The 21,797-nt window shown below is 71.9% G+C and carries 17 protein-coding genes and 2 pseudogenes; 10 read left to right on the forward strand and 9 right to left on the reverse strand.

Annotated elements, in window-relative coordinates:
- Positions 1-28: 28 nt before the first annotated feature.
- Both ACZ4S3_RS34515 and ACZ4S3_RS34520 read right to left on the reverse strand, forming a co-directional pair.
- Positions 29-1,090, reverse strand: a pseudogene (locus ACZ4S3_RS34515) (CocE/NonD family hydrolase C-terminal non-catalytic domain-containing protein); the annotation flags it as partial.
- Positions 1,086-1,291: pseudogene (locus ACZ4S3_RS34520) on the reverse strand (peptide MFS transporter); the annotation flags it as partial. The pseudogenes ACZ4S3_RS34520 and ACZ4S3_RS34515, both read right to left, overlap by 5 nt.
- A 190-nt stretch (positions 1,292-1,481) precedes the next feature.
- On the opposite strand from ACZ4S3_RS34520, the gene ACZ4S3_RS34525 reads away from it, so the two are divergent.
- From ACZ4S3_RS34525 to ACZ4S3_RS34540, 4 genes are all read left to right on the forward strand, one after another.
- Positions 1,482-2,495, forward strand: a complete 1,014-nt coding sequence (locus ACZ4S3_RS34525; RefSeq protein ID WP_467941730.1) for a polyprenyl synthetase family protein — start codon at positions 1,482-1,484, stop codon at positions 2,493-2,495.
- Between the two features lie 393 nt (positions 2,496-2,888).
- On the forward strand, positions 2,889-4,154 hold the full coding sequence (locus tag ACZ4S3_RS34530) for a LolA family protein (protein WP_467941732.1): 1,266 nt from the start codon (positions 2,889-2,891) through the stop codon (positions 4,152-4,154).
- Positions 4,155-4,259: 105 nt separating this feature from the next.
- Positions 4,260-5,279 carry an ABC transporter ATP-binding protein gene (locus ACZ4S3_RS34535; protein ID WP_467941734.1) on the forward strand — a complete coding sequence of 340 codons (1,020 nt, stop codon included), beginning with the start codon at positions 4,260-4,262 and terminating at the stop codon, positions 5,277-5,279.
- The gene (locus ACZ4S3_RS34540; RefSeq protein ID WP_467941736.1) at positions 5,266-6,138 is read left to right on the forward strand and encodes an ABC transporter permease; all 873 of its coding nucleotides are present in this window, start codon (positions 5,266-5,268) and stop codon (positions 6,136-6,138) included. The genes ACZ4S3_RS34535 and ACZ4S3_RS34540 overlap by 14 nt, the downstream gene beginning before the upstream one ends.
- On the opposite strand, the gene rarD is transcribed toward ACZ4S3_RS34540, so the two are convergent.
- The 7 genes from rarD to ACZ4S3_RS34575 form a co-directional block, all read right to left on the reverse strand.
- Positions 6,128-7,144 carry an EamA family transporter RarD gene (gene rarD / locus ACZ4S3_RS34545; protein ID WP_467941738.1) on the reverse strand — a complete coding sequence of 339 codons (1,017 nt, stop codon included), beginning with the start codon at positions 7,142-7,144 and terminating at the stop codon, positions 6,128-6,130. The genes ACZ4S3_RS34540 and rarD overlap by 11 nt on opposite strands.
- An 81-nt stretch (positions 7,145-7,225) precedes the next feature.
- Positions 7,226-8,095, reverse strand: coding sequence for an SDR family oxidoreductase (locus ACZ4S3_RS34550; protein ID WP_467941740.1), 870 nt, complete (start codon positions 8,093-8,095; stop codon positions 7,226-7,228).
- Positions 8,096-8,263: 168 nt separating this feature from the next.
- Positions 8,264-9,358 (reverse strand): 2-oxoacid:ferredoxin oxidoreductase subunit beta, encoded by a 1,095-nt coding sequence (locus ACZ4S3_RS34555; protein ID WP_467941742.1) that lies wholly within the window; start codon positions 9,356-9,358, stop codon positions 8,264-8,266.
- A complete protein-coding gene (locus ACZ4S3_RS34560; protein WP_467941744.1) occupies positions 9,351-11,291 on the reverse strand; it encodes a 2-oxoacid:acceptor oxidoreductase subunit alpha in 1,941 nt (646 codons plus the stop codon). The genes ACZ4S3_RS34555 and ACZ4S3_RS34560 overlap by 8 nt, the downstream gene beginning before the upstream one ends.
- 295 nt (positions 11,292-11,586) lie before the next feature.
- Positions 11,587-12,246: a LuxR C-terminal-related transcriptional regulator gene (locus ACZ4S3_RS34565; RefSeq protein ID WP_467941844.1), complete on the reverse strand. Its 660-nt coding sequence runs from the start codon at positions 12,244-12,246 to the stop codon at positions 11,587-11,589.
- A 224-nt stretch (positions 12,247-12,470) separates the two neighbouring features.
- Positions 12,471-13,781 carry a sensor histidine kinase gene (locus ACZ4S3_RS34570; protein ID WP_467941746.1) on the reverse strand — a complete coding sequence of 437 codons (1,311 nt, stop codon included), beginning with the start codon at positions 13,779-13,781 and terminating at the stop codon, positions 12,471-12,473.
- Positions 13,782-14,038: 257 nt separating this feature from the next.
- Positions 14,039-15,229 (reverse strand): sensor histidine kinase, encoded by a 1,191-nt coding sequence (locus tag ACZ4S3_RS34575; RefSeq protein WP_467941748.1) that lies wholly within the window; start codon positions 15,227-15,229, stop codon positions 14,039-14,041.
- Between the two features lie 172 nt (positions 15,230-15,401).
- Between ACZ4S3_RS34575 and ACZ4S3_RS34580 the strand changes: the two genes are divergently transcribed.
- From ACZ4S3_RS34580 to ACZ4S3_RS34605, 6 genes are all read left to right on the forward strand, one after another.
- Positions 15,402-16,526, forward strand: a complete 1,125-nt coding sequence (locus ACZ4S3_RS34580; RefSeq protein WP_467941750.1) for a ubiquitin family protein — start codon at positions 15,402-15,404, stop codon at positions 16,524-16,526.
- A gap of 289 nt (positions 16,527-16,815) precedes the next feature.
- Complete coding sequence (locus ACZ4S3_RS34585; RefSeq protein WP_467941751.1) at positions 16,816-18,333, forward strand: hypothetical protein; 1,518 nt, start codon at positions 16,816-16,818, stop codon at positions 18,331-18,333.
- A gap of 212 nt (positions 18,334-18,545) precedes the next feature.
- Complete coding sequence (locus ACZ4S3_RS34590) at positions 18,546-18,947, forward strand: NADH-quinone oxidoreductase subunit A (protein WP_467941753.1); 402 nt, start codon at positions 18,546-18,548, stop codon at positions 18,945-18,947.
- Complete coding sequence (locus ACZ4S3_RS34595; protein ID WP_467941755.1) at positions 18,938-19,579, forward strand: NADH-quinone oxidoreductase subunit B; 642 nt, start codon at positions 18,938-18,940, stop codon at positions 19,577-19,579. The genes ACZ4S3_RS34590 and ACZ4S3_RS34595 overlap by 10 nt, the downstream gene beginning before the upstream one ends.
- Positions 19,576-20,751, forward strand: coding sequence for an NADH-quinone oxidoreductase subunit C (locus ACZ4S3_RS34600; protein WP_467941757.1), 1,176 nt, complete (start codon positions 19,576-19,578; stop codon positions 20,749-20,751). Before ACZ4S3_RS34595 ends, ACZ4S3_RS34600 begins: the two co-directional genes overlap by 4 nt.
- The gene (locus tag ACZ4S3_RS34605) at positions 20,748-21,713 is read left to right on the forward strand and encodes a complex I subunit 1/NuoH family protein (RefSeq protein WP_467941759.1); all 966 of its coding nucleotides are present in this window, start codon (positions 20,748-20,750) and stop codon (positions 21,711-21,713) included. Before ACZ4S3_RS34600 ends, ACZ4S3_RS34605 begins: the two co-directional genes overlap by 4 nt.
- The last annotated feature ends 84 nt before the right edge of the window (positions 21,714-21,797 follow it).

Below are 21,797 nucleotides of genomic sequence, written 5' to 3' on the forward strand. Positions count from 1 at the left end.
CCCTGTGAGGCCGTACGCCCGGCCGGCCTCAGCCCGCCGTACGGGGAATCCGCCGGTGCCAGGTCCGCCGGAAGACCTCCTGGACGCCGTCGTGGCAGACGATCTCGTTGCGGGTGCGGAAATCGCCCTCGTCCGCCGTGATCTCCGAGGTGGTCGCGATCCGTACGTCCCACCCGATGGCCGGGCGGCGCAGCCGTACCGACCAGGTGGAGTGGGTGTGCGCGCTGGTCGGGTCGGTGCTGCGGATCCGGTACGTCTCCAGGGCGTCCTCGGTGAATTCCAGGCCGTCCGGATAGACGCGGGTGCCGCCGTAGCGCGGGTCGACCTCCAGGGTCCATGCCGCGGCGGCGACATCGCGGACCACTTGGCGCTCCGGCCGCGGCGCGGTGGCCTGCGGGAAGACCACGCCCAGCGGTTCGGCCTGCTCGGGTGGCTCGAAGGTGACCGGCGGGCCGTCGGATCCCTCGGCGCGGACCGGGAGTTCGAGGACGGAGGCCGCCGGGTCGACGGTCCAGCCGGAGGTCTCCGGATGCGGCCAGATCCACGGCCAGTAGGCGGAGGACAGCGCGAGGCGGATGCGGTGGCCGGGCGGGAAGGCGTGCCCGATGCCGTTCAGTTCGAACGTGACGTCCTCGGTGGCGCCCGGTTCCCACTCGACGGCGCGGTCCCGGCCGTGCCGGGCAAGGAGGTTGAGGACGCCCCTGGTGACCAGCGTCGAGGAGCCGTCGGGGGCGACATCGCAGATGCGGGCGATGACCTGGCCGCGCCTGGCCTGTGAGGTCAGCCGTAGCCGCACCCGGGGGCGGCCGAGGATCTCGGTGCGCTCGGTGAGTTCGGGCAGGTCGAAGCAGACCGAGCGGCCGTCCTCTTCACGCTGGTCGGGCGGCAGATCGGCGGCATTGCCGAACGGGAAGAAGCGGCCCGCGTCCACACCGGTGTGCTGAGGCGAGCGCACCAGCTGGGGCCGCCCGCCCGGTAGCGGGTACGCGCTCGGCGTCACCCGGGGCGAGGGCCAGGAGGCGTCGCCCACCCAGCGGCCCGGTAGCTCCTGATAGACGGTGGCCGGCGGATGCGACTCGCTGACGCAGGATGTCGCCGAGGCCGAGCAGGGTGTACGAGGCCACCAGGCGGCCATCATCCAGTCGCCGCTGCGCCCGGTGGTGGCCGGAACCATCACCAGGAACGACAGGCCGCCCAGGATCACGCCGTAGGCGATCTTGCGGGAGGCATGCGGCTGGCGGCGGCCCATCTTGACCCAGACGGCGGCGACGACCGGCGCGAGCAGCACCTCTTCTTTTCGTTTGCAAACTTCCGTCGCACGGTGATCTGGAACATACCGCTCCGCGGGTCGGTGTGCTGGCCGGGTGGTTCGGGGGGCGGGCGCTCACGGTGATCGAACTGCGACCGGATACGCTGGCCAGTGGTGGAGACAGCGACAGATCGACATTCCGTTTGATCGTCAGCAGACAGGAGTACCCCTCGTGACCGTCGTCGGGCCTATTGGGCTGAGCGTGCGGGACCAGGCTCTTGAGGCCGATGTCCAGGCCGGGTTGGCCGCTGTCGAGGAGGGCCTGCTGGAGGCCACCAAGAGCGACGTGCCGTTCATCACCGAGGCCGCGCAGCATCTGGTGCGCGCCGGTGGCAAGCGGTTCCGGCCGCTGCTGGCGATGCTGGCCGCGCAGTTCGGCGATCCGTACAGCCCCGGTGTGGTGCCCTCGGCCGTGGTCGTGGAGCTGACGCATCTGGCGACGCTCTATCACGACGACGTGATGGACGAGGCCGATGTGCGCCGCGGCGTGGCCAGCGCCAACGCCCGCTGGGGCAACTCCGTTGCCGTCCTCACCGGCGACTTCCTCTTCGCCCGCGCCTCGCACATCCTGGCCGACCTCGGGCCCGAGGCGGTCCGGATCCAAGCCGAGGCGTTCGAACGCCTGGTGACCGGCCAGATCCTGGAGACCGCCGGGCCCCGCGACGGCCGCGACCCGATCGACCACTACCTGGACGTCATCGCGGGCAAGACCGGCTCGCTGATCGCCGTCGCGGGCCGCTTCGGCGCGATGATGTCCGGCGCCGACGAGTCGGTGGTCAACATCCTCACCCAGTACGGCGAGCGGCTGGGCACCGCCTTCCAGCTGGCCGACGACGTCCTGGACATCGCCAGCGACTCCCACGAGTCGGGCAAGACGCCGGGTACGGACCTGCGTGAGGGCATCCCGACGCTGCCGGTGCTGCGGCTGCGCGCGCAGGCCGAAGGCGAGTCCGGTACGGCCGAGGACCGGGCGCTGTGCGAACTGCTGGCCGGGGACCTCACCGACGACGCCCGGCACGCCGAGGCGCTGGCCGGGCTGCGCGCCCACCCGGCGCTGGAGCAGGCCCGCCGCGACACCGTGCGCTACGCCGAGCAGGCCCGCGCGACGCTGGCGCCGCTGCCGTCGTGCACGGCCAAGGCGGCGCTGGAAGGGCTGTGCGACACCGTGGTGCACCGCGCCGGCTGAGACCCGTGCCGGGGACCGGCCGAGACCGGCCGGTCCCGGATCTCAACCCTTGGTATGCCGCCCCGTGATGCCGCTCCGTGATGCCGCTCCGTGATGCCGCTCCGTGATGCCGCTCCGTGATGCCGCTCCGTGATGCCGCTCCGTGATGCCGCTCCGTGATGCCCCGCGGCATCCCCTAGGGAATGATCAGCCTCGCGGCGTACATGAACCGCCGCACGGTGACCGGGCGTCATCCCTCAGCAGTACGACGAGTTGGACCCGCGGGCTGACGCCATGTCTGCGTCGATTTGGTGGGATGGGAAGCACCACAACGCGGCGGACGGGCCACAATGAGCCCTAGGGGTGGACGAGTGCATCGCGCGAAAACCGCCGCATACGACGGAGGTAGGGCACATGCCACGGAACGAACCGACAGAGGGCACCGAGGAATGGGACGGGGGGCGCTCGCCGAGGCGCCGTAAGGCGGTGCGGTACGGCGTACCGGTCGCGGTGGCAGGGGTGGCGGCGGCCACGATCGGGCTGGTCCCGGCGTTCGCCGGCTCCGGTTCTCCCGACCTGCCCAAGATCTCGGCTCAGGACCTGATAGCGAAAATCGCCAAGTCCGATGTCCAGCAGCTGTCCGGCACGGTGCGGGTCACCACCGACCTCGGCCTGCCGTCCCTGCCCGGCGGCGCCGGCGCCGGAGCCTTCGGCGGCGCGGACCGCAGCGGCGGGGAGAAGGGCAAGGACGGGGCGTCCGCGTCCCCGCAGAACAAGCTGATGGAGCTGGCGTCCGGTGCGCACACGCTGCGCGTCGCCGCCGACGGCCCCGACAAGCAGCGGGTGTCCATCGTGGACAAGGCCGCCGAATACAGCATCATCCACAACGGCGACCAGGTCTGGGCGTACGACAGCGGCAGCAACACCGCCGTGCACAGCAAGGCGAACGGGCACGGCCGGGCCGGCAAGCAGCATCACGGGCCCAGGGATCTGCCCGAGGACCTGAAGAACGCCACGCCGCAGGACCTTGCCAAGGAGGCCCTGAAGGCGGCGGGCGAGACCACCTCGGTCACGGTCGACGGCACCGCGCGGGTCGCCGGGCGGGATGCCTACCAGCTCCTCATCAAGCCCAAGCAGTCCGCCTCGACGGTCGGCTCGATCCGGATAGCGGTGGACGCCGACAACGGCGTCCCGCTGAAGTTCACCCTGACGCCCAAGAGCGGTGGCGCGGCCGCGGTCGACGTCGGCTACACCAACGTCGACTTCGCCAAGCCCGCCGCGAGCTCCTTCTCCTTCACGCCTCCCAAGGGCGCCAAGGTCGTCGACGCCGACAAGGAGCGCGCGACGGCGGAGCGGCGGCACGGCAAGGACTTCGCGGACCGAAAGGGCCTGAAGGACTTCAAGCACAACGGTGGGCTGAACGTCATCGGCAAGGGCTGGACGTCCATCGCCACGATCAAGGGCTCCGGCTCCGGCCTGCCCGCCGGCAAGGACAAGGGCGCCGCCGGTGACGCGGGCAAGTTCCTCGACAGCATCGGCGACAAGGTGACCGGATCCTTCGGCTCCGGCCGGGTCTTCAGCACCCGCCTGGTCAATGCCCTGATAACGGACAACGGCACGGTCTACGTCGGTGCCGTCGACAAGCAGGCCCTGATCGACGCGGCCAACGCCGCGAAGTAACGGGCCACGGGAGCACAACCAAGGGTTCGCCGCGCCTCCCGTCCGGGGGCGCGGCGCAGCCCGTACGTCTGACATCACGCCGTACGCCATGAGTTGGGGGAGCCGATGCCACCGCCACCCGCCGCGGGTTCCGAGCGCGCGGCCCCGCCCGCCGGGGACCACGTGATCGAGACCCGCGGGCTGACCAAGGCGTACCGCGGCGGCCAGCTCGCCGTCGACGGCCTGGAGCTCTCCGTACCGCGCGGCAGCGTCTTCGGCTTCCTCGGCCCCAACGGCTCCGGCAAGACCACCACCATCCGCATGCTGATGGGCCTGATCGAACCGACCGCCGGCAGCGCCCGGGTCCTGGGCGCGCCCATGCCCGGCGCGAGCCGACGGGTACTGCCCCGGGTCGGCGCCCTGATCGAGGGCCCGGCTCTCTACGGCTTCCTCAGCGGCCGCGACAATCTGCTGCGCTTCGACGCGGCCGACCCGACCGCCGATCCCCGCACCCGTGCCGAGCGGGTCGGGCGTGCCCTGGAGCGGGTGGGGCTGGCCGCCGCGGCCGGCAAGAAGGCGCGGGCCTACTCCCTCGGGATGAAGCAGCGCCTCGGGCTGGCCTCCGCCCTGCTCCAGCCCCGTGAGCTGCTGGTTCTCGATGAGCCGACGAACGGCCTCGACCCGCAGGGCATGCGGGAGATCCGCGCCCTGATCCGCGAGCTGGCGGCGGACGGCACCACGGTCTTCCTCTCCTCGCACCTCCTCGACGAGATCGAGCAGGTCTGCACGCACGCCGCCGTGATGGCCCGCGGCCGCCTCATCACACAGGGCACGGTCGCCGACCTCTCCGCCACGGTCCTCGACTCTCGTGGCAGCGGAAGGCTGACGGTGATGACACCGGACGCGGCCGAGGCGGCGCGCGTCCTGAAGGAGCAGGGCGTGACTGACCTTCAGGTCACCGACGACCGGGTGAGCGGCGAACTGCCCGCTGCCGCACCGGAAGGGCAGGACGGCTGGGAGCCGGCGGATGTCAACGCCGCGCTCGTCCATGCCGGCGTACGTGTCCGCGGCTTCGGCACCGAGCGTGTCTCACTGGAGGACGTCTTTGTCCATCTGACCGGGGAGGGCTTCGATGTCGCAGGCTGAGGCGGTGCTGCGCCGCCCCCGACCGCTGTGGTCGCTGGGCCTGCTGCGCAGCGAGATCGGTACGACGTTCCGGCGCTGGCGCACCCTCGCGCTGCTGGCGGTGCTTGCGGGAGTGCCGGTCCTGGTCGGCATCGCCGTGAAGATCGAGACCGGTGACGGCGGACCGTCGGGCGGTGGCGGTGAAGGCGGCCCGGCGTTCATCTCCCAGGTCACCAACAACGGCCTCTTCCTGGTCTTCACGTCGCTCGCCGTGACGCTGCCGTTCTTCCTGCCGATGGCCATCGGCGTGATCGCGGGCGACTCCCTGGCGGGCGAGGCCAGTGCCGGGACGTTGCGCTATCTCCTCGTCGCCCCCGCAGGCCGTACCCGCCTGCTGCTGGTCAAATACGCCACGACCATGACGTTCTGCCTGGTGGCGACCCTGGTCGTGGCGCTCTCGGCGCTGGCGACCGGCGCCCTTCTCTTCCCGCTGGGCGACGTCACCCTGCTCTCCGGCACGTCCATATCGTTCGCCGAGGGGCTGCTGCGCGCGCTGGCCATCGCGGGCGTGGTGGCGCTCTCCCTCATCGGGGTGGCCGCCGTCGGCCTGTTCATCTCGACGCTCACCAGCAGCGGAATCGCGGCGATGGCGACCACGGTCGGCCTGCTGATCACCGTGCAGATCCTGGACACGATCCCGCAGCTGCACGCCATCCAGCCGTATCTTTTCCCGCACTACTGGCTGTCCTTCGCGGACCTGCTGCGTGACCCCGTCTACTGGGACCAGCTGCAGAAGAACATAGGCCTGCAGGCGCTGTATGCGGTCGTGTTCGGCTCGGCGGCCTGGGCGCGGTTCACCACGCGGGACATCACGGCGTGATGCGAGGGGCGGGGTCGGCGACGGCCGGCTCCGTCCGGGCCGCCGACTGCTGCGCCTCGGCCAGCGCCGCCTCCGCGGCCGCTTCGCCCGCGCGCGCCCCCGCAACGGCCAGCGCTGCCCGCGCCCGCCGTACCGTCCGCAGCGCGTCCCAGGTCAGCAGGCACAGGGCCAGCCAGACCAGCGCGAATCCCGCCCAGCGCTCGGGCGGCATCTTCTCCTGGAAGACCGTCAGACCCAGCACGAACTGAAACGTCGGCGCCAGATACTGCATCATCCCGATCGTCACCAGCGGCAGCCGCATCGCCGACGCGCCGAAGCAGATCAGCGGTACCGCCGTCGCGATGCCGCACGCCGCGAGCAGCAGCGCCTGGCCCGGCCCGCCCGTGAGGAAGGTGGACTCGCCGCGGGTGCCGAGGAAGATCAGGAAGCCCAGCGCGGGCAGCAGCTGCATCGCCGTCTCCGCGCTGAAGCCCTCGATGCCGTCGAGCTTGATGCCCTTCTTGGCCAGGCCGTACGTCGCGAACGAGAAGGCCAGACCGAGCGCGATCCAGGGCACCTTGCCGTAGGCGACGGTCATCACGACGACCGCGAGGGCCCCGACGCACACCGCCGTCCACTGCATCGGCCGCAGCCGCTCGCGCAGCACCAGAACGCCGAACGCGATGCTGACCAGCGGGTTGATGAAGTATCCGAGCGAGGCTTCGAGAACGTGCCCGGCATTGACGGCCCAGATGTAGAGGAACCAGTTCAGCGAGATGACCAGGGCGCAGACCAGGATCAGCCCGAGCCGCTTGGGCTGCCGCAGCAGCGGGGGTATCCAGGCCCAGCGGCGCAGCACGGCCAGGATGACGACGGCGACGGGCAGCGACCACACCATGCGGTGGGCCAGGATCTCGGACGGCGAGGCGGCGTCCAGCAGATGCCAGTAGAGGGGCAGCAGGCCCCACATGGTGTACGCGGCCAGGCCGAGGGTGAGTCCCGTGCGCTGATCGGTTCGAGGCTGCAAGGAACCCTCCCGGTGGTGCTGCGTCGACTCAGCGAAGGTAGCGCCGCAGGACCCCGCTGTCATGCCCGTATCGGAATACGGTCATGACAGGCGCAGCTCCCTGAGGGCGCCGGTGATCGCCTCGGCGAGGGGCGTGGTCGGGCGGCCGAGGAGACGGGCCAGGTCGCCGGGGGTGGAGGCCAGCTCGCCACGGGCGATCGCGGCGTCCGCGTCCGCGACCATCTGCGCCCCCAGCGCCGGTACGCCCGCGTCGACCAGCAGCGCCACATACCGCTCCTGGGAGAGGTCCCGGTACGGGATCTTCCGGCCGGTCTGCCGGGACACCTCGGCCGCGTACTCGGCCATCGTCCACGCGGTGTCGCCGCTCAGCTCGTACACGGAGTTCTCCTGGCCGCTGCCGGTCAGCACGGCGGCGGCCGCCTCGGCATAGTCGCGGCGTGCTGCGGTGGCCACCCGGCCGCCGTTCGCGCTGCCGACGACCGCGCCGGTCTCCAGGGTGGTGGCCAGCGCCCCGGTGTAGTTCTCGTGGTACCAGCCGTTGCGCAGCAGGCAGTAGGGCACGCCGGACGCGAGCAGCGCCTGCTCGGTGGCGATGTGCTCCTCGGCGATCAAGAAAGTGGCGGCCGGCCCGCCCAGCACGCTGGTGTACGCGAGCAGCGCGACGCCCGCCTCGCGCGCGGCGTCGATGACGGCACGGTGCTGGGCGAGACGCTGCCCGGCCTCGTTACCGGAGACGAACAGCACCCGGTCGCCGGCGGTGAAGACGTCCTGGAGGGTCTCGGGCCGGCCGTAGTCCGCGATCCGCACCTCGACACCACGCGCCGCGAACTCCGCCGCCTTGGCCCCGTCCCGGGCGACCGCGGTGATCTCGCCCGGTGCGCTGCGCGTCAGCAGCGCCTCGATGACGAGCCTGCCCAGCGCCCCGGTCGCGCCGGTGACGACGTAGCTCATGCCTACCCCCTGGCGAGTGGAAGGCCGCCAGCATGGCACCCGCGCGTGTCGTGCAGAAGAGACGCGCCGCGGTCGGAACGAAGGCCACGGAACGACGAACGGGTGCCCGTACCGGAGCGCCGTGGGGCGCTCGGGTACGGGCACCCGCGGGGGCGCCGTCGGGGCCGGTCAGCCGACGACGGTCCAGGTGTCATTGCCGGCCAGCAGGGAGGCGAGGTCGCCCTTGCCCTTCTGCTCGATGGCGGCGTCGAGCTGCTCGGACATCAGGCTGTCGTAGACCGGGCGCTCGACATTGCGCAGCACACCGATGGGGGTGTGGTGCAGGGTGTCGGGGTCGGCGAGCCGGGAGAGCGCGAAGGCCGTGGTGGGCGACGGGTTGTGCGCGTCGTGTACCAGCACACCGCCGGTGCCCTCCTCCCTGACGTCGATGATTTTGAGGTCGCCGGTGGCCGGGTCACGGACCACGCCCTTCGAACCGAAGCCGTCGGGGGCCGGCGCCCCGAACCGGATCGGCTGGCCGTGCTCCAGGCGGATGACCGCCTCCTGGGCCTTCTCCTTGTCCTTGAGGACCTCGAAGGCGCCGTCGTTGAAGATGTTGCAGTTCTGGTAGATCTCCACCAGCGCCGTACCGGGGTGGGCGGCGGCCTCGCGCAGCACCGAGGTGAGGTGCTTGCGGTCGGAGTCGACGGTGCGGGCCACGAAGGACGCCTCGGCGCCGAGCGCCAGCGAGACCGGGTTGAAGGGCGCGTCCAGCGAGCCCATCGGCGTCGACTTGGTGATCTTGCCGATCTCGGAGGTGGGGCTGTACTGGCCCTTGGTCAGGCCGTAGATCCGGTTGTTGAACAGCAGGATCTTGAGGTTGACGTTGCGCCGCAGGGCGTGGATGAGGTGATTGCCGCCGATGGACAGCGCATCGCCGTCACCGGTGACGACCCACACCGACAGGTCGCGCCGCGAGGAGGCCAGGCCCGTGGCGATGGCCGGGGCGCGGCCGTGGATGGAGTGCATCCCGTAGGTGTTCATGTAGTACGGGAAGCGGGAGGAGCAGCCGATGCCGGAGACGAAGACGATGTTTTCCTTCGCCAGGCCGAGCTCGGGCATGAAGCCCTGCACGGCGGCGAGGACGGCGTAGTCACCGCAGCCGGGACACCAGCGCACTTCCTGGTCGGACTTGAAGTCCTTCATGGACTGCTTGGCGTCGGCCTTGGGCACGAGGGAGAGGGCCTCGAACTGAGCGGGCCTCTCCGGGATCGTCTCAGTCATTGATGGCCTCCTTAAAGACCTCCGCGAGCTGCTCGGCCTTGAACGGCATTCCGCTGACCTGGGTGTGCGAGCGCGCGTCCACGAGGTACTTGGCGCGCACCAGGGTGCTGAGCTGTCCGAGGTTCATCTCCGGCACGATCACGTTGTCGTAACGCCCCAGGACCTCGCCGAGATTCCCCGGGAAGGGGTTGAGATGGCGCAGATGCGCCTGGGCGATGTGCTCCCCTGCGCCCCTTACGCGCCGTACCGCCGCGGTGATGGGGCCGTACGTCGAACCCCAGCCCAGGACGAGGGTGTTGGCCTCGCCGGACGGGTCGTCGACCTCGATGTCCGGGACCTCGATGCCGTCGATCTTCGCCTGGCGGGTGCGGACCATGAAGTCGTGGTTGGCCGGGTCGTAGGAGATGTTGCCCGTGCCGTCCTGCTTCTCGATGCCGCCGATACGGTGCTCCAGGCCCGGCGTGCCCGGCACCGCCCAGGGGCGGGCCAGGGTCTGCTCATCGCGCTTGTAGGGCCAGAACACCTCGGTGCCGTCCGCCAGCCGGTGGTTGGGGCCGGAGGTGAACTGGACGCGCAGGTCGGGGAGTTCACCGACGTCGGGGATCCGCCAGGGCTCGGAGCCGTTGGCCAGATAGCCGTCGGAGAGCAGGAAGACCGGGGTGCGGTAGGTCAGCGCGATGCGGGCCGCGTCCAGGGCCGCGTCGAAGCAGTCGGCGGGTGTCTTGGGCGCCACGATCGGCACCGGGGCCTCGCCGTTGCGCCCGTACATCGCCTGCAGCAGGTCGGCCTGCTCGGTCTTGGTGGGCAGGCCCGTCGAGGGTCCGCCACGCTGGATGTCCACGATCAGCAGCGGGAGTTCGAGGCTGACGGCCAGGCCGATGGTCTCCGACTTCAGCGCCACGCCGGGGCCCGAGGTGGTGGTCACCGCGAGGGCACCGCCGAACGCCGCGCCCAGTGCCGCGCCGATACCGGCGATCTCGTCCTCCGCCTGGAACGTCCGCACACCGAAGTTCTTGTGCTTGGAGAGCTCATGCAGGATGTCGGAGGCCGGGGTGATCGGGTACGAGCCCAGGTAGAGCGGCAGGTCCGCCTGCCGGCTCGCGGCGACCAGCCCGTAGGAGAGCGCGAGGTTGCCGGAGATGTTGCGGTAGGTGCCGGTCGGGAAGGCCTTGGTGGCCGGGGCGACCTCGTAGGACGTCGCGAAGTCCTCGGTGGTCTCGCCGAAGTTCCAGCCCGCCCGGAAGGCCGTGACATTCGCCTCCGCGATATCCGGCTTCTTCGCGAACTTCGACCGCAGGAACTTCTCGGTGCCCTCCGTCGGCCGGTGGTACATCCACGACAGCAGGCCCAGCGCGAACATGTTCTTGCTGCGCTCGGCCTCCTTGCGGGAGAGCCCGAATTCCTTGAGTGCCTCGATGGTGAGCGTCGTCAGCGGCACCGGGTGGACGTTGTACGCCTCCAGAGAGCCGTCCTCCAGCGGGCTGGTCGCATAGCCGACCTTCGCCATCGGGCGCTTGGTGAACTCGTCGGTGTTGACGATGATCTCCGCGCCCCGCGGGACATCCGCGATATTCGCCTTCAGGGCCGCCGGGTTCATCGCCACCAGCACGTTCGGGGCGTCCCCGGGGGTGAGGATGTCGTGGTCGGCGAAGTGCAACTGGAAGCTGGAGACGCCCGGCAGGGTGCCGGCAGGTGCCCGGATCTCGGCGGGGAAGTTCGGCAGCGTCGACAGGTCGTTGCCGAACGACGCCGTCTCGGAGGTGAACCGGTCGCCGGTGAGCTGCATACCGTCACCGGAGTCTCCGGCGAACCGGATGATCACCCGGTCCAGGCGCCGGATTTCCTTGCCTCCGCCGCCGTCACCGGGCGCGCGCTGTTCCCCGACAAGCGCACCGTCGGTCTTCTCGGCTGGGCTACTGACCTGGCTGGTCACTGCTTCGGACCTCCCTCGAGGGGTGCGGCATCCCCGCCGGAGGCAGGGCTCGGGACGTGTCATACCGACCGGTTGTCCCATATCCATCGTACGTGGGTAAGGGTCGCCTTCCCTGAGGCGATCACATGGTGGACGACGGGATGGGACGTCGCGCTGGCATGGTTTGTCATGAAATCACCGCCCCCATTACCCCTTCTTCGTGACGCTCCGGACTTCGTCCAATAGTTCTAGGTCTAAAGTCCTGGGCCCGGATGGGCGTTCCTCCGGCCTGCGTATCTGACAGGCTGTCAGATGTTCATGAGTTGATATAGGCGAGCACCGCGAGCACGCGACGGTGATCCCCGTCACTCTGGGAAAGGCCCAGTTTCGGAAAGATGTTGCTGACGTGCTTTTCCACCGCGCCGTCGCTGACCACCAGCTGCCGGGCGATCGCGGAATTCGTCCGGCCCTCGGCCATCAGCCCCAGCACCTCCCGTTCCCTGGGCGTCAGATTCGCCAGTACGTCCTGCTTGCGGCTCCGGCCGAGCAGCTGTGCCACCACTTCCGGATCCAGCGCGGTGCCGCCCCCGGCGACCCGGACCACGGCGTCCACGAACTCCCGGACCTCGGCGACCCGGTCCTTGAGCAGATAGCCGATGCCCCGGCTCGAACCGGCCAGCAGCTCCGTCGCGTACTGCTCCTCGACGTACTGGGAGAGCACCAGCACCCCCAGATCCGGGTGGTCCCGGCGCAGCCGGATCGCGGCCCGCACCCCCTCGTCGGTATGCGTCGGCGGCATCCGTACGTCGGCCACCACCACATCCGGCAGCGCGCTCTCGGCCGCCAGCTCCGCGATCACCTTGATCAGCGCCTCGGCGTCTCCGACGCCGGCCACGACGTCGTGCCCGAGGTCGGTGAGCAACCGCGTCAGGCCCTCCCGCAGCAGCACCGAATCCTCGGCGATGACCACCCGCACCCTGTCCTCCACGGCTCAGATTCCCCCGTACCTCGTACAACGCCGCCCTGCGCCCCCAGCATTCCAGGATCCGGGGTGCGGTGCGGCGAGAGCCGCGGATTCGGCGCGGGGGAGAGGCGGGCGGAGGGGCAGACGACGAGGCAGGAGGGGCGGCGGTGCGGGGTGCGCGGGCTGTGGCCTGGGCCGGACCTCCGTCCCGGCCCGGGCCGTCGGCTACCCGGCCGCTACCGGCTCCGCCACGGCAGCTCGGCGGACAGGGAGGTCGGGCCGCCTTCCGGGGAATTCACGGCCAGCCGGCCGTCCACCGAGCCGAGCCGCTCCGCCAGGCCCGCCAGACCACTGCCCGCTTCGGTCGTCGCGCCGCCCCGGCCGTTGTCCGTCACCTGCAGCACGATCCGATCCGCGGTGTGCCGGACATCGACCGTGGCGCGGGTGGCCTGGGCGTGCTGGGAGACGTTCCGCAGCAGCTCGGAGACGGTGACGTAGGCGATGCCCTCGATCGCGGGGGCGGGCCTGCGGTCCAGATCGACGGTCACGGTGACCGGCACCGCGCACCGCGCGGACAGCGCCGACAGCGCCGGGCCCAGCCCCCGGTCGGTCAGAATCGCCGGGTGGATACCGCGGGCCAGGTCCCGCAACTCCTGCAGCGCGGCCTTCACCTCGCCGTGTGCCTCGTCCACCATCTGCAGGGCGGCGTCCGGGTCCTGGGCCAGCTTCTCCTTGGCCAGGCCCAGCTCCATGGCGAGCGAGACGAGCCGCGCCTGCGCGCCGTCGTGCAGATCCCGCTCGATACGCCGCAGATCGGCCGCCGCGGTATCGACCGCCACCCCGCGGTCCGACTCCAGCTCCCAGACCCGGCCGGCGAGGGAGGACGGCCCCAGCAGGCCGTGAACCATCACCCGGTCCACCTGCGTCAGCCCGCGGATCAGCCATGGCCCGGCCAGCACGAGCAGCAGCCCGATGACGCTGGTGAGCCCGATCTCCAGGGGGGTGCTCAGGTAGAAGCCGTTGCCGTCGCCCCACAGCTGGATGCCGGGCCGGCCGAGATACGCGGGGAACGTCCACCTCCACAGCGGATAGGTCAGCAGGCCCCAGCCGACGGACCAGAAAGTCGTCGAGAAGACGAAGGCGAACAGCGCCCAGGGGAAGTGGAGGAAGGAGTAGACGAGGTGTCGCCAGGACACGCCGCTCTTCAGTACGGCTCCGATCCACCCCATCAGGCCCGGCTTGGCGGCGCGGACCGGCTCCGGCTCGGCCACCTCCAGCCCCAGCAGGGCGCGGGCCCGCCCGCGCTCGACAACGCCCAGGGCACGGCTGCCGGCCAGCCCGCCGGCCAGCACCGGGATGCCCACGAACGTGATCAGCAGGCCGGCGCCGAGTGAGATCACCGCTATCGCGTAGCTGAACATCACGGCCGAGATCGGGAGGCTGAGGAAGAGATAGAGGAACTCGCGCCAGGTGCGCCCGGAAAACGGGGCGCGCAGTCCCACGGGCACATGGGAGCCGCGGGGCTGCGGTGCGTATGCGGTATCCATCGTCTCGTCGTCCGTTCTGCCGTGCGGGAGGTGTTCCGGCTCTTTCCGCCACGACAAGCGTCGGTGGCCGACGACGCCCGCACCATGAGGTTCAGCGCACTCTTCTCCTGGGGTTTTCCCCACCCCCCCCCCCCGCAGCTGAGGACGAGCGCACCACCGCGCGCCGGCCGGGCCCGGCGTCCCGCCCCGGCCGTCCTTGCACCGCCCCGGCCGGCCCGCCCAGGGAGCCCCCGCCTCGCCCCGTCGGCGCCTCGCCCTCAGCCCTGTCCCGTACGCGCCCGCCACGGCAGCTCCGCCGTCACCCGCGTCGGTCCGCCCTCCGGCGAATCCAGCACGAACAGCCCGTCCACCGACCCCAGCCGCTCGGCGAGCCCGGCCATTCCGCTGCCGCCGTCCAGCCGCGCCCCGCCCCGCCCGTCGTCCTCCACCTGGATCAGCAGCCGGTCCTTGACCCGCCACACCTCGACGGACGCCTGCCGCGCCGCGCTGTGCTTCGAGACGTTCTGCAGCAGCTCGGAGACGGTGAAATAGGCGATCCCCTCGATGGCGGGCGCGGGCCGCTCGGCCAGGTCCACGGAGGTCGTGGCCCGCACCGTGCAGCGCCCGGCCAGCGAGGCCAGCGCCGGGCCGAGCCCCCGGTCCGTCAGGATCGCCGGATGGATGCCCCGGGCCAGGTCCCGCAGCTCCTGCAGCGCCAGCTTCACCTCACCGTGCGCCTCGTCCACCATCGCCGCCGCCGCATCCGGGTCCACCAGCAACTTTTCCTTCGCCAGGCCGAGCCCCATGGCGAGCGCCACCAGCCGGGCCTGCGCGCCGTCGTGCAGATCCCGCTCGATACGCCGCAGATCGGCCGCGGCGGTGTCGGTGACCGTCATCCGGTCCGATTCCAGCTCGGCGATCCGCCGCTCCAACTCGTCGGAGGGCGAGAGCAGTCCGCGCACCATCGCCCGGTCCACGTTCGACAGCCGGCGCGCCAGCGAGGGCAGCACCGGCCAGCCCACGAAGAGCGAGACGAGCGTGACCGAAAAGGTGAGCACGGCCCAGGGCAGCCGGATGAACGCGAACAGCGCGTGCCGCCAGGCGACCGGATCCTTCAGGCACGTCCACAACCAGGGGACGAAGCCCTGCTCAGCCGCCCGTAGCGGGCTCGGCTCGTCGACCCGCACCCCGAGCTGCGCCCGCGCCCGTGCGCGTTCCACTTTCCCGTACCGGCGGCACGCCACCAGGCCCGTCGCCAGCAGCGGCACCCCGATCACGGTGACGGACAGCCCGATCCCGAGCGCGAGCCAGACCACCAGCACCACGAACGCGACCACGGCCACGGGGAAATTGGAGAGCAGATACGCGATCTCGCGCCAGGTGAAGGCGCTGAGCGCTGCCGTGGGCGGGGGTGGTGAGGTGCCGTCAAGGGCGTCATCGGCGGCACTGGGCCGGGAACTCTCCGTCATACGCCCAGCCTGCCTGGAGGCGGTTCCGGGTGCCATGGGGTGACCGGTGCGCCGGTGGTGGGGTTTTCCCCACCTTCGGCACCCGTCCGCCGCGGCATCGGCGCAGGTTGGTGGCTATCTCGTTACCGCCGATGGTGGACAGGGCGCGGCGGCGGGCCCGTATGGTGATGCGGTGCAGAGCGGGAGAGGCGGGGCGATGGCGCAGGGTTGTGACGGCCAGGTGCTGGTGCCGGATCCCGTTGGGGCGGACCTCACCAACGAGGCGACCGGATCTCTCGACATCCGCGGCTGGGGCTGGGGCGAACGGACCAGGGCCTGGACGGCGGTGACGGCGAGCGTGCTGCTCGCCGCGGCCACCGGGATCTGCGCGGTCACCTGGTACGGGGGCGGAGGCACCGCCCTCTGGCTCTGTGGCGCCGCCGTGCTCGTCGCGGGCGCCGGCACGGTGACCGGCCTGGTGGCCGGACGGCCGGGCCGTCACGCACCGGTTGTCGCCCTGTTGCTGCTCGGCGGCGCACTCGGGGGCGTCGCCGCCTGGCAGGCGGTCTCCGGTGGCGCCGCCCGGCTGGCCACCGCAGGACTGACCGTCGCCGCCGTGTTCGCGCTCCTCGGGCTCTGTACGCCACTGGGGCGCGGCGGCCTGACCGGTGCGGCGTCGATCGCGCTCGCGGTCGGCGCCTGGGAACTCGGTCTCGCGCTGACCACCCCCGCCCGAACGGGAGTTGCGCTCGGCTTTGTCTCCGTTCTCGTCCTCGGTTATCTGCCGCGGCTCGCACTGATGGCGGCCGGGCTGACCCGGCTGGACGACCAGCGCTCCGGTGGCACGCCGGTCAGCAGGCACCAGGTGGCGGCCGCACTGGACGCCACCCACCGGGGACTGGCCCTGGCCACGGTGGCGATGGCAGCCTCGGCCGGCGCGGCGGGGGTGCTGGCCGTGGACTCACCCGGTTTGTGGACCGTGCTCGCCGCACTGCTGCTCTGCGTCGTACTGCTCTCGCGGGCCCGCGCCTATCCGCTGGCGGTGGAGGTCGTCGCACTGCTGGCGGCCGGAACCGCCGTCTGCGTACGGCTCGTTCTGCTGTGGGCGACGGACGGCGGCGGGCAGATCGGCGCCCTGGTGGTGCTGGGCGTACTGGCGGCGCTGCCGGTTATGGCGCTCGCGGTACGGGTGCCGGAGTCCCTGGGGGCTCGGCTGCGGCGGTGGCTGGATCTAGTCGAGTCGGTCGGCGTGGTGGCGCTGATCCCGGTGGCCCTGGGGACCTTCGGGGTCTACAGCTTGCTGCTGGGTGCATCCTGACCCGGAAGGCTTCGGAGGGAACATGTCAGCGGAAGCGAGCGCCGGAGCACATACCAGCGCGGGAGCGAATACGAGCACGGGAGCGGAACCCGGTCGACCGGGCCGGGCGTTGAAGGAGCAGGAGGGGGGTGTCGGTTCGGTGAGTACGCATTCGGGTGCGAGGGACGGGGCCGGGCCGATGCCAGCGTTGGCTGCGGAGGGGGAGCCGGCGGAAGTCGCCCCGACGGCGCCTGCTGCCCCGGCTGTGCAGGGGCCCGCCGTTCCCCCGCAAGCCCCGGCCGCTCCGGCCTTGGCCACCCCGGACCCGGCCCCGGCCGTGCCGCCGGCGCCCGCAGTGCAGGCGTCCACCCCGACGCCCCTGGCACCGCACGTCCCCGGCACGCCGCCGACCACTCCACCGGCTCCCGCCCCCGGCCGCTACGGCCGTTCCGGATTGCCGGCCCGCACGCCCGTCTCGGTCCCCCTGCTGCCACCCGAACTGGCCGCCGGGCAGCCCAAACCGCGGCGTGGCGACCCGCTGGCCCGGCGGGCCGGGCGTGCGCTGCGCCGGGTGTTCGCCTCGTCCCCGGCCGCCGAGACGGCCGCCGTCACCCAGGCCGCGTATGCCATCCAGCAGCAGGTGACCACTGGCCGGCAGATCGCTGTGTCCAGCATCCGCGGCGGTGCGGGCAAGTCCACCGTCGCCGCCCTCTTGGCGCTCACCTACGCGCACTACCGCTCCGACCCGGTGCTCGCCGTCGAGGCCGATCCGGCGCTGGGCACGCTGCCGCACCGCCTCGGCGCCCGGGAAGTGCGCTGGTCGGGCAGCGATCTGGCAGAGATCGTCGACCCGTCGATGCTGATCACGGACCTGACCGGCTATCTCCTGCCGTTCGCGGGCGGCGGCTGGCTGCTGCCCGGCAGCCAGGGTTCCATCGGCACCCGGTTGGACCTGGACGCCTACCGGGTCGTGATGACTTCCTTGCGCCACCACTTCGCCGCCACCGTCGTCGACTGCGAGACGCTGCCCGCCGAGGTGGCGCGCACCGCCCTGGTGACCACTCAGGCGCGGGTGCTGGTCACCCCGGCAACGCCGGAGGGCGTGGCGGCAACCCGCTCCGTACTGAACTGGGTCGGCGGGCTGCACCCCGGCCTGCTGCCGACCACGGTGGTCGTGCTCACGCATTCCTCGCCCGATGCCGGTCTCGATGTGCGCAAGGCGGCCGAGCATCTGGGCGCCGGGGGAGCGGCTGTGCTCCCGCTGCCTTACGACCGCCATCTGGCGGCGGGCGGCGCCATCCGGACGGAACTGCTGGGCGAGCGGACGCGGGAGGCGGCGGCCCGGATCGCCGCCGAGGTGATGGACCGTGCCGTCTCGCGGGAGCCGGGCAGGAGGCAGGCTTACTCGCCGCAGGCCCAGCCTCCGCAGGCCCAGCCTCTGCAGGCGTATCCCCAGCAGGTGGTCCACGCCCCGGGGCAGGCCCCCGTCCCGCCGCGGTCCGCCGTCCCCGGGTACGCGCCCGCCACGCCACGGCCCGGTGTCCCCGGGCCGACGCCCGCAGCGCCGTACGCCTCAGCCCCCGGGTGCGCCCCCGCAACGCCGCAGCCGATGCCGCATCCCGTGGTGCCGCAACCGGTGCCCGTGTCCCAACAGCCGGCCCCGGCGCCCTTTCCGCCCCAGCCGGCCCCGGCGCCTCAGTCCGCCCCGCAGCCGATGTCCCGCCCCGCCCCGCAGCAGCCGCCGCAGCCGCCGCCCGCGACCCCAGCCCGGCCACCGGCCTCCGGCCCCGACACCCGCAGCCCGTTCGACGGCGGCCCCATACGCTGATCCGGAGCCGCGCAGTCCGGTCCGTGAGACACCTCGTGAGACAACCGGCCGGGCCATCTACGCTGCCGGCCACCCAGGTAGGGCGAAGTGGGGACAAGCCCACCGTCCGCGACGACGCGGTTGCGGGGCGCGGCCAGGGCAGGGCCTAGACTCCGGTCCGTACAGATCGTCGAAGTCGTTGAACAAGCGCAGTCAGGGAGCGAGGGGCGGACGTGCCGGACGCGACCGTACGCACCACCATCGCCGGGGACTATTTCCAGGGATACTCGGTTGTAGGGCTCATCGCCGTGATCGGCGTGCTCTTCGTGGCCGTGGCCTTCGGAGCCGGGCGGTTGCTGCGGCCTGTGGTGCCGACTCCCGAGAAGCTGCTGACGTACGAGTGCGGCGTCGACCCGGTCGGCGAGGGATGGGCGCACACCCAGGTCCGCTACTACGTCTACGCCTTCCTCTACGTCGTCTTCGCCGTCGACTCGATCTTCCTGTTCCCCTGGGCGACGATCTTCGCCGCCCCCGGTTTCGGCGGCGTGACGCTGGTGGAGATGTTCATCTTCCTCGGCTTCCTCGCCGTCGGCCTGCTCTACGCATGGAAGAAGGGCGTCCTGGAATGGACGTGACCCCCGCCGCCAACGGAACCGCAGCCCCCTCCGAAGGCGCCGCCCCCCAGTACCTGCCCGAGCCCCGGCGTCTGGGCACGCTGGCCCGGCTCGCGCCCGAACCGATGAAGGTGGTCCTCAACTGGGGCCGCCGCTACAGCCTGTGGGTCTTCAACTTCGGCCTGGCCTGCTGTGCCATCGAGTTCATCGCCGCGTCCATGGCCCGGCACGACTTCATCCGGCTCGGCGTGATCCCGTTCGCGCCCGGCCCCCGCCAGGCCGACCTGATGGTCGTCTCCGGCACGGTCACCGACAAGATGGCGCCCGCGGTCAAGCGGCTCTACGAGCAGATGCCCGAGCCGAAGTACGTCATCTCCTTCGGGGCCTGCTCGAACTGCGGCGGCCCCTACTGGGACTCGTACTCCGTCACCAAGGGCGTCGACCAGATCATCCCGGTGGATGTGTACGTACCGGGCTGCCCGCCGCGGCCCGAGGCGCTGCTGCAGGGCATCCTCAAGCTTCAGGAGAAGATCGCCCGCGAGTCGCTGGCGGAGCGGTACCAGCAGGGCGGTGCCCGGCCCTCGGCGGCCGCGCTGCGCAGCGGCCTGGTGCCGCCGCCCGCGCCGAAGACTGCGGGCGGGGAGTCCCGATGAGCGAGCAGCAGCAGCCCGAGCAGCCGGTTGAGCAGGCGCCTGAGCAGCCGGAGCAGCCCGTTGAGGCCGCGGCCGAGCCGGTCGCCGAGCCGGTCGTCGGCTGGCTGCCGCGGCCCGCGAGCGAGATCTTCGGTACCGGCGCCACCGCGGAGCTGGCCTATGACCTGCTGACGGTCGACGTCCCGGCGGACGGCTGGCTCACCGCCCTGACGGCCGCCCGCGACGACCTCGGCTGCACCTATTTCGACTGGCTGAGCGCCGTCGACGAGCCCGGCACCGGCTTCCGGATCTGCGCGCACCTCGCGGATGTGGCGCAGCGGGGGACCGTCCACCGGCTGATCGTCCGTACGACCGTGCCGCACGACGCGGCCGCGCTGCCCACCGCCGTGGGTGTGTACGCGGGCGCGGGCTGGCACGAACGCGAGACCCACGAGATGTTCGGCGTCGACTTCACCGGCCATCCGCACCTCGTACCGCTGCTCCTGCCGGACACCTTCGAGGGCCACCCGCTGCGCAAGGACTTTGTGCTCGCGGCGCGGGTCGCCAAGGCGTGGCCGGGCGCGAAGGAGCCGGGGGAGTCCGAGCACGGCGGGCCCAAGCGGCGTCAGATGCTGCCGCCGGGCGTTCCCGACCCGAACGACTGGGGTCCGCTGAAGGGCCAGCTGCCGCCTGCGCCCGCGCGTCCTGCGCGGGGTGCGCGGGCGGCGGGCGGCGCGCGGGCGGCGGATGCCGCCGCGGGCGAGCGCCCGGTGCGGCGTGCGCGGACGGCGGGTGCCGGGTCGGCGAGCCAGCAGGCGGGGGAGGCCGCCGAGGCCCCGGCTGCCGCAGCGCCTGCCGAGCGGCCGGAGCGCTCCGAGCGCCCGGCGCGGCGTACCCGTTCGGCGAGTGCGGGGTCGGCGAGTCAGCAGGCGGCGGAGGCGGCCGCGCCCCAGGAGACCCCGCCGGCGCCGGCGAAGGAGGCGGCCGCGCGCTCCTCCGACGCCCCCTGGCACCACGCCCGCCCGGCCTTCGACGAGGCGGAAAAGAGCCCGGAAAAGAAGGCGGAGCCGGAGCCGACGGCCGAACCGGCCCCGAAGCCCGAGCCGAAGCCCGAGCCCGCCCCGGAGCCCGCCCCCGGACCGCAGCCGAAACAGGACGACCCCCAAGACCCGGCAGGAGGCGAAACCCCATGAGCGACACCCTCTCGATCGCCCTCCGCCTCATCGCCGTCTTCGTCGTCTTCCTGGTCTTCCCCCTGGTCGTCGGGCAGACCGAGCACAAGGTCATGGCCCATATGCAGGGCCGCCTCGGCCCCATGTACGCCGGCGGCTTCCACGGCTGGGCGCAGCTGGTCGCGGACGGCGTCAAGTTCGCGCAGAAGGAGGACGTCGTCCCGGCGGGCGCCGACCGGCGGATCTTCCAGCTCGCGCCGGCCGTCGCCCTGCTCCCGTACCTCCTGGTCCTGGTCGCCATACCGATCGGCCCGCACAACGCCGTCGGGCAGGTCGTCGACGCCGGCATCTTCTTCGTGCTCGCCGTCATGGGCGTCGGGGTGCTCGGCTCCCTGATGGCGGGCTGGGCGTCGGCCAACAAGTTCTCGCTGCTCGGCGGTCTGCGCACGGCCGCGCAGCTGCTGGCGTACGAGCTGCCGATGCTGCTCGCCGCCGCATCGGTCGCGATGGCGGCCGGCACGCTCTCCCTGCCGGGCATCCTGGACGCCTTCCACTGGTGGTGGGTGCCCTGGCAGCTCATCGGCGGAGTCGTCTTCTTCACCGCGGGGCTCGCCGAGCTGCAGCGGCCGCCGTTCGATATGCCGGTCGCCGACTCGGAGATCATCTTCGGCGCGTACACCGAGTACACCGGGCTGCGCTTCGCGCTCTTCCTCCTGGCCGAGTACGCGGGCATCGTCGTGCTCTGCGCGCTGACCTCCGTCCTTTTCCTCGGCGGCTGGCACGGCCCGTTCGGCCTCGACGGCCTCGGCTGGCTGTGGACGCTGCTGAAGACCGCGATCCTCGCCTTCGGCGTCATCTGGCTGCGGGTCACCTACCCCCGGCTGCGCGAGGACCAGCTCCAAAAGCTCGCCTGGACGGGCCTCATCCCGCTCGCTCTCGCCCAGATCGCCCTCACCGGCGTCATCAAGGTGGTGATCTCCTGATGTCCCTCCCGTCGCCCGACCACCACCCCTCAACGACGCCCTCCGGGCGGCCTCGTTCGTTCCCCGGAGCCGGCCTCGCCAAGG

The sequence above is a fragment of the Streptomyces sp. NPDC028368 genome (assembly GCF_055565615.1).

Bases quoted from the DNA above. Each gene is read 5' to 3' on its own strand.
- ACZ4S3_RS34535 (WP_467941734.1), top strand. From the start codon at position 4,260: ATGCCACCGCCACCCGCCGCGGGTTCCGAGCGCGCGGCCCCGCCCGCC.
- ACZ4S3_RS34550 (WP_467941740.1), bottom strand. From the start codon at position 8,095: ATGAGCTACGTCGTCACCGGCGCGACCGGGGCGCTGGGCAGGCTCGTC.
- ACZ4S3_RS34595 (WP_467941755.1), top strand. From the start codon at position 18,938: ATGGACGTGACCCCCGCCGCCAACGGAACCGCAGCCCCCTCCGAAGGC.
- ACZ4S3_RS34570 (WP_467941746.1), bottom strand. From the start codon at position 13,781: ATGGATACCGCATACGCACCGCAGCCCCGCGGCTCCCATGTGCCCGTG.
- ACZ4S3_RS34605 (WP_467941759.1), top strand. From the start codon at position 20,748: ATGAGCGACACCCTCTCGATCGCCCTCCGCCTCATCGCCGTCTTCGTC.
- ACZ4S3_RS34575 (WP_467941748.1), bottom strand. From the start codon at position 15,229: ATGACGGAGAGTTCCCGGCCCAGTGCCGCCGATGACGCCCTTGACGGC.
- ACZ4S3_RS34530 (WP_467941732.1), top strand. From the start codon at position 2,889: ATGCCACGGAACGAACCGACAGAGGGCACCGAGGAATGGGACGGGGGG.
- ACZ4S3_RS34600 (WP_467941757.1), top strand. From the start codon at position 19,576: ATGAGCGAGCAGCAGCAGCCCGAGCAGCCGGTTGAGCAGGCGCCTGAG.
- ACZ4S3_RS34555 (WP_467941742.1), bottom strand. From the start codon at position 9,358: ATGACTGAGACGATCCCGGAGAGGCCCGCTCAGTTCGAGGCCCTCTCC.
- ACZ4S3_RS34540 (WP_467941736.1), top strand. From the start codon at position 5,266: ATGTCGCAGGCTGAGGCGGTGCTGCGCCGCCCCCGACCGCTGTGGTCG.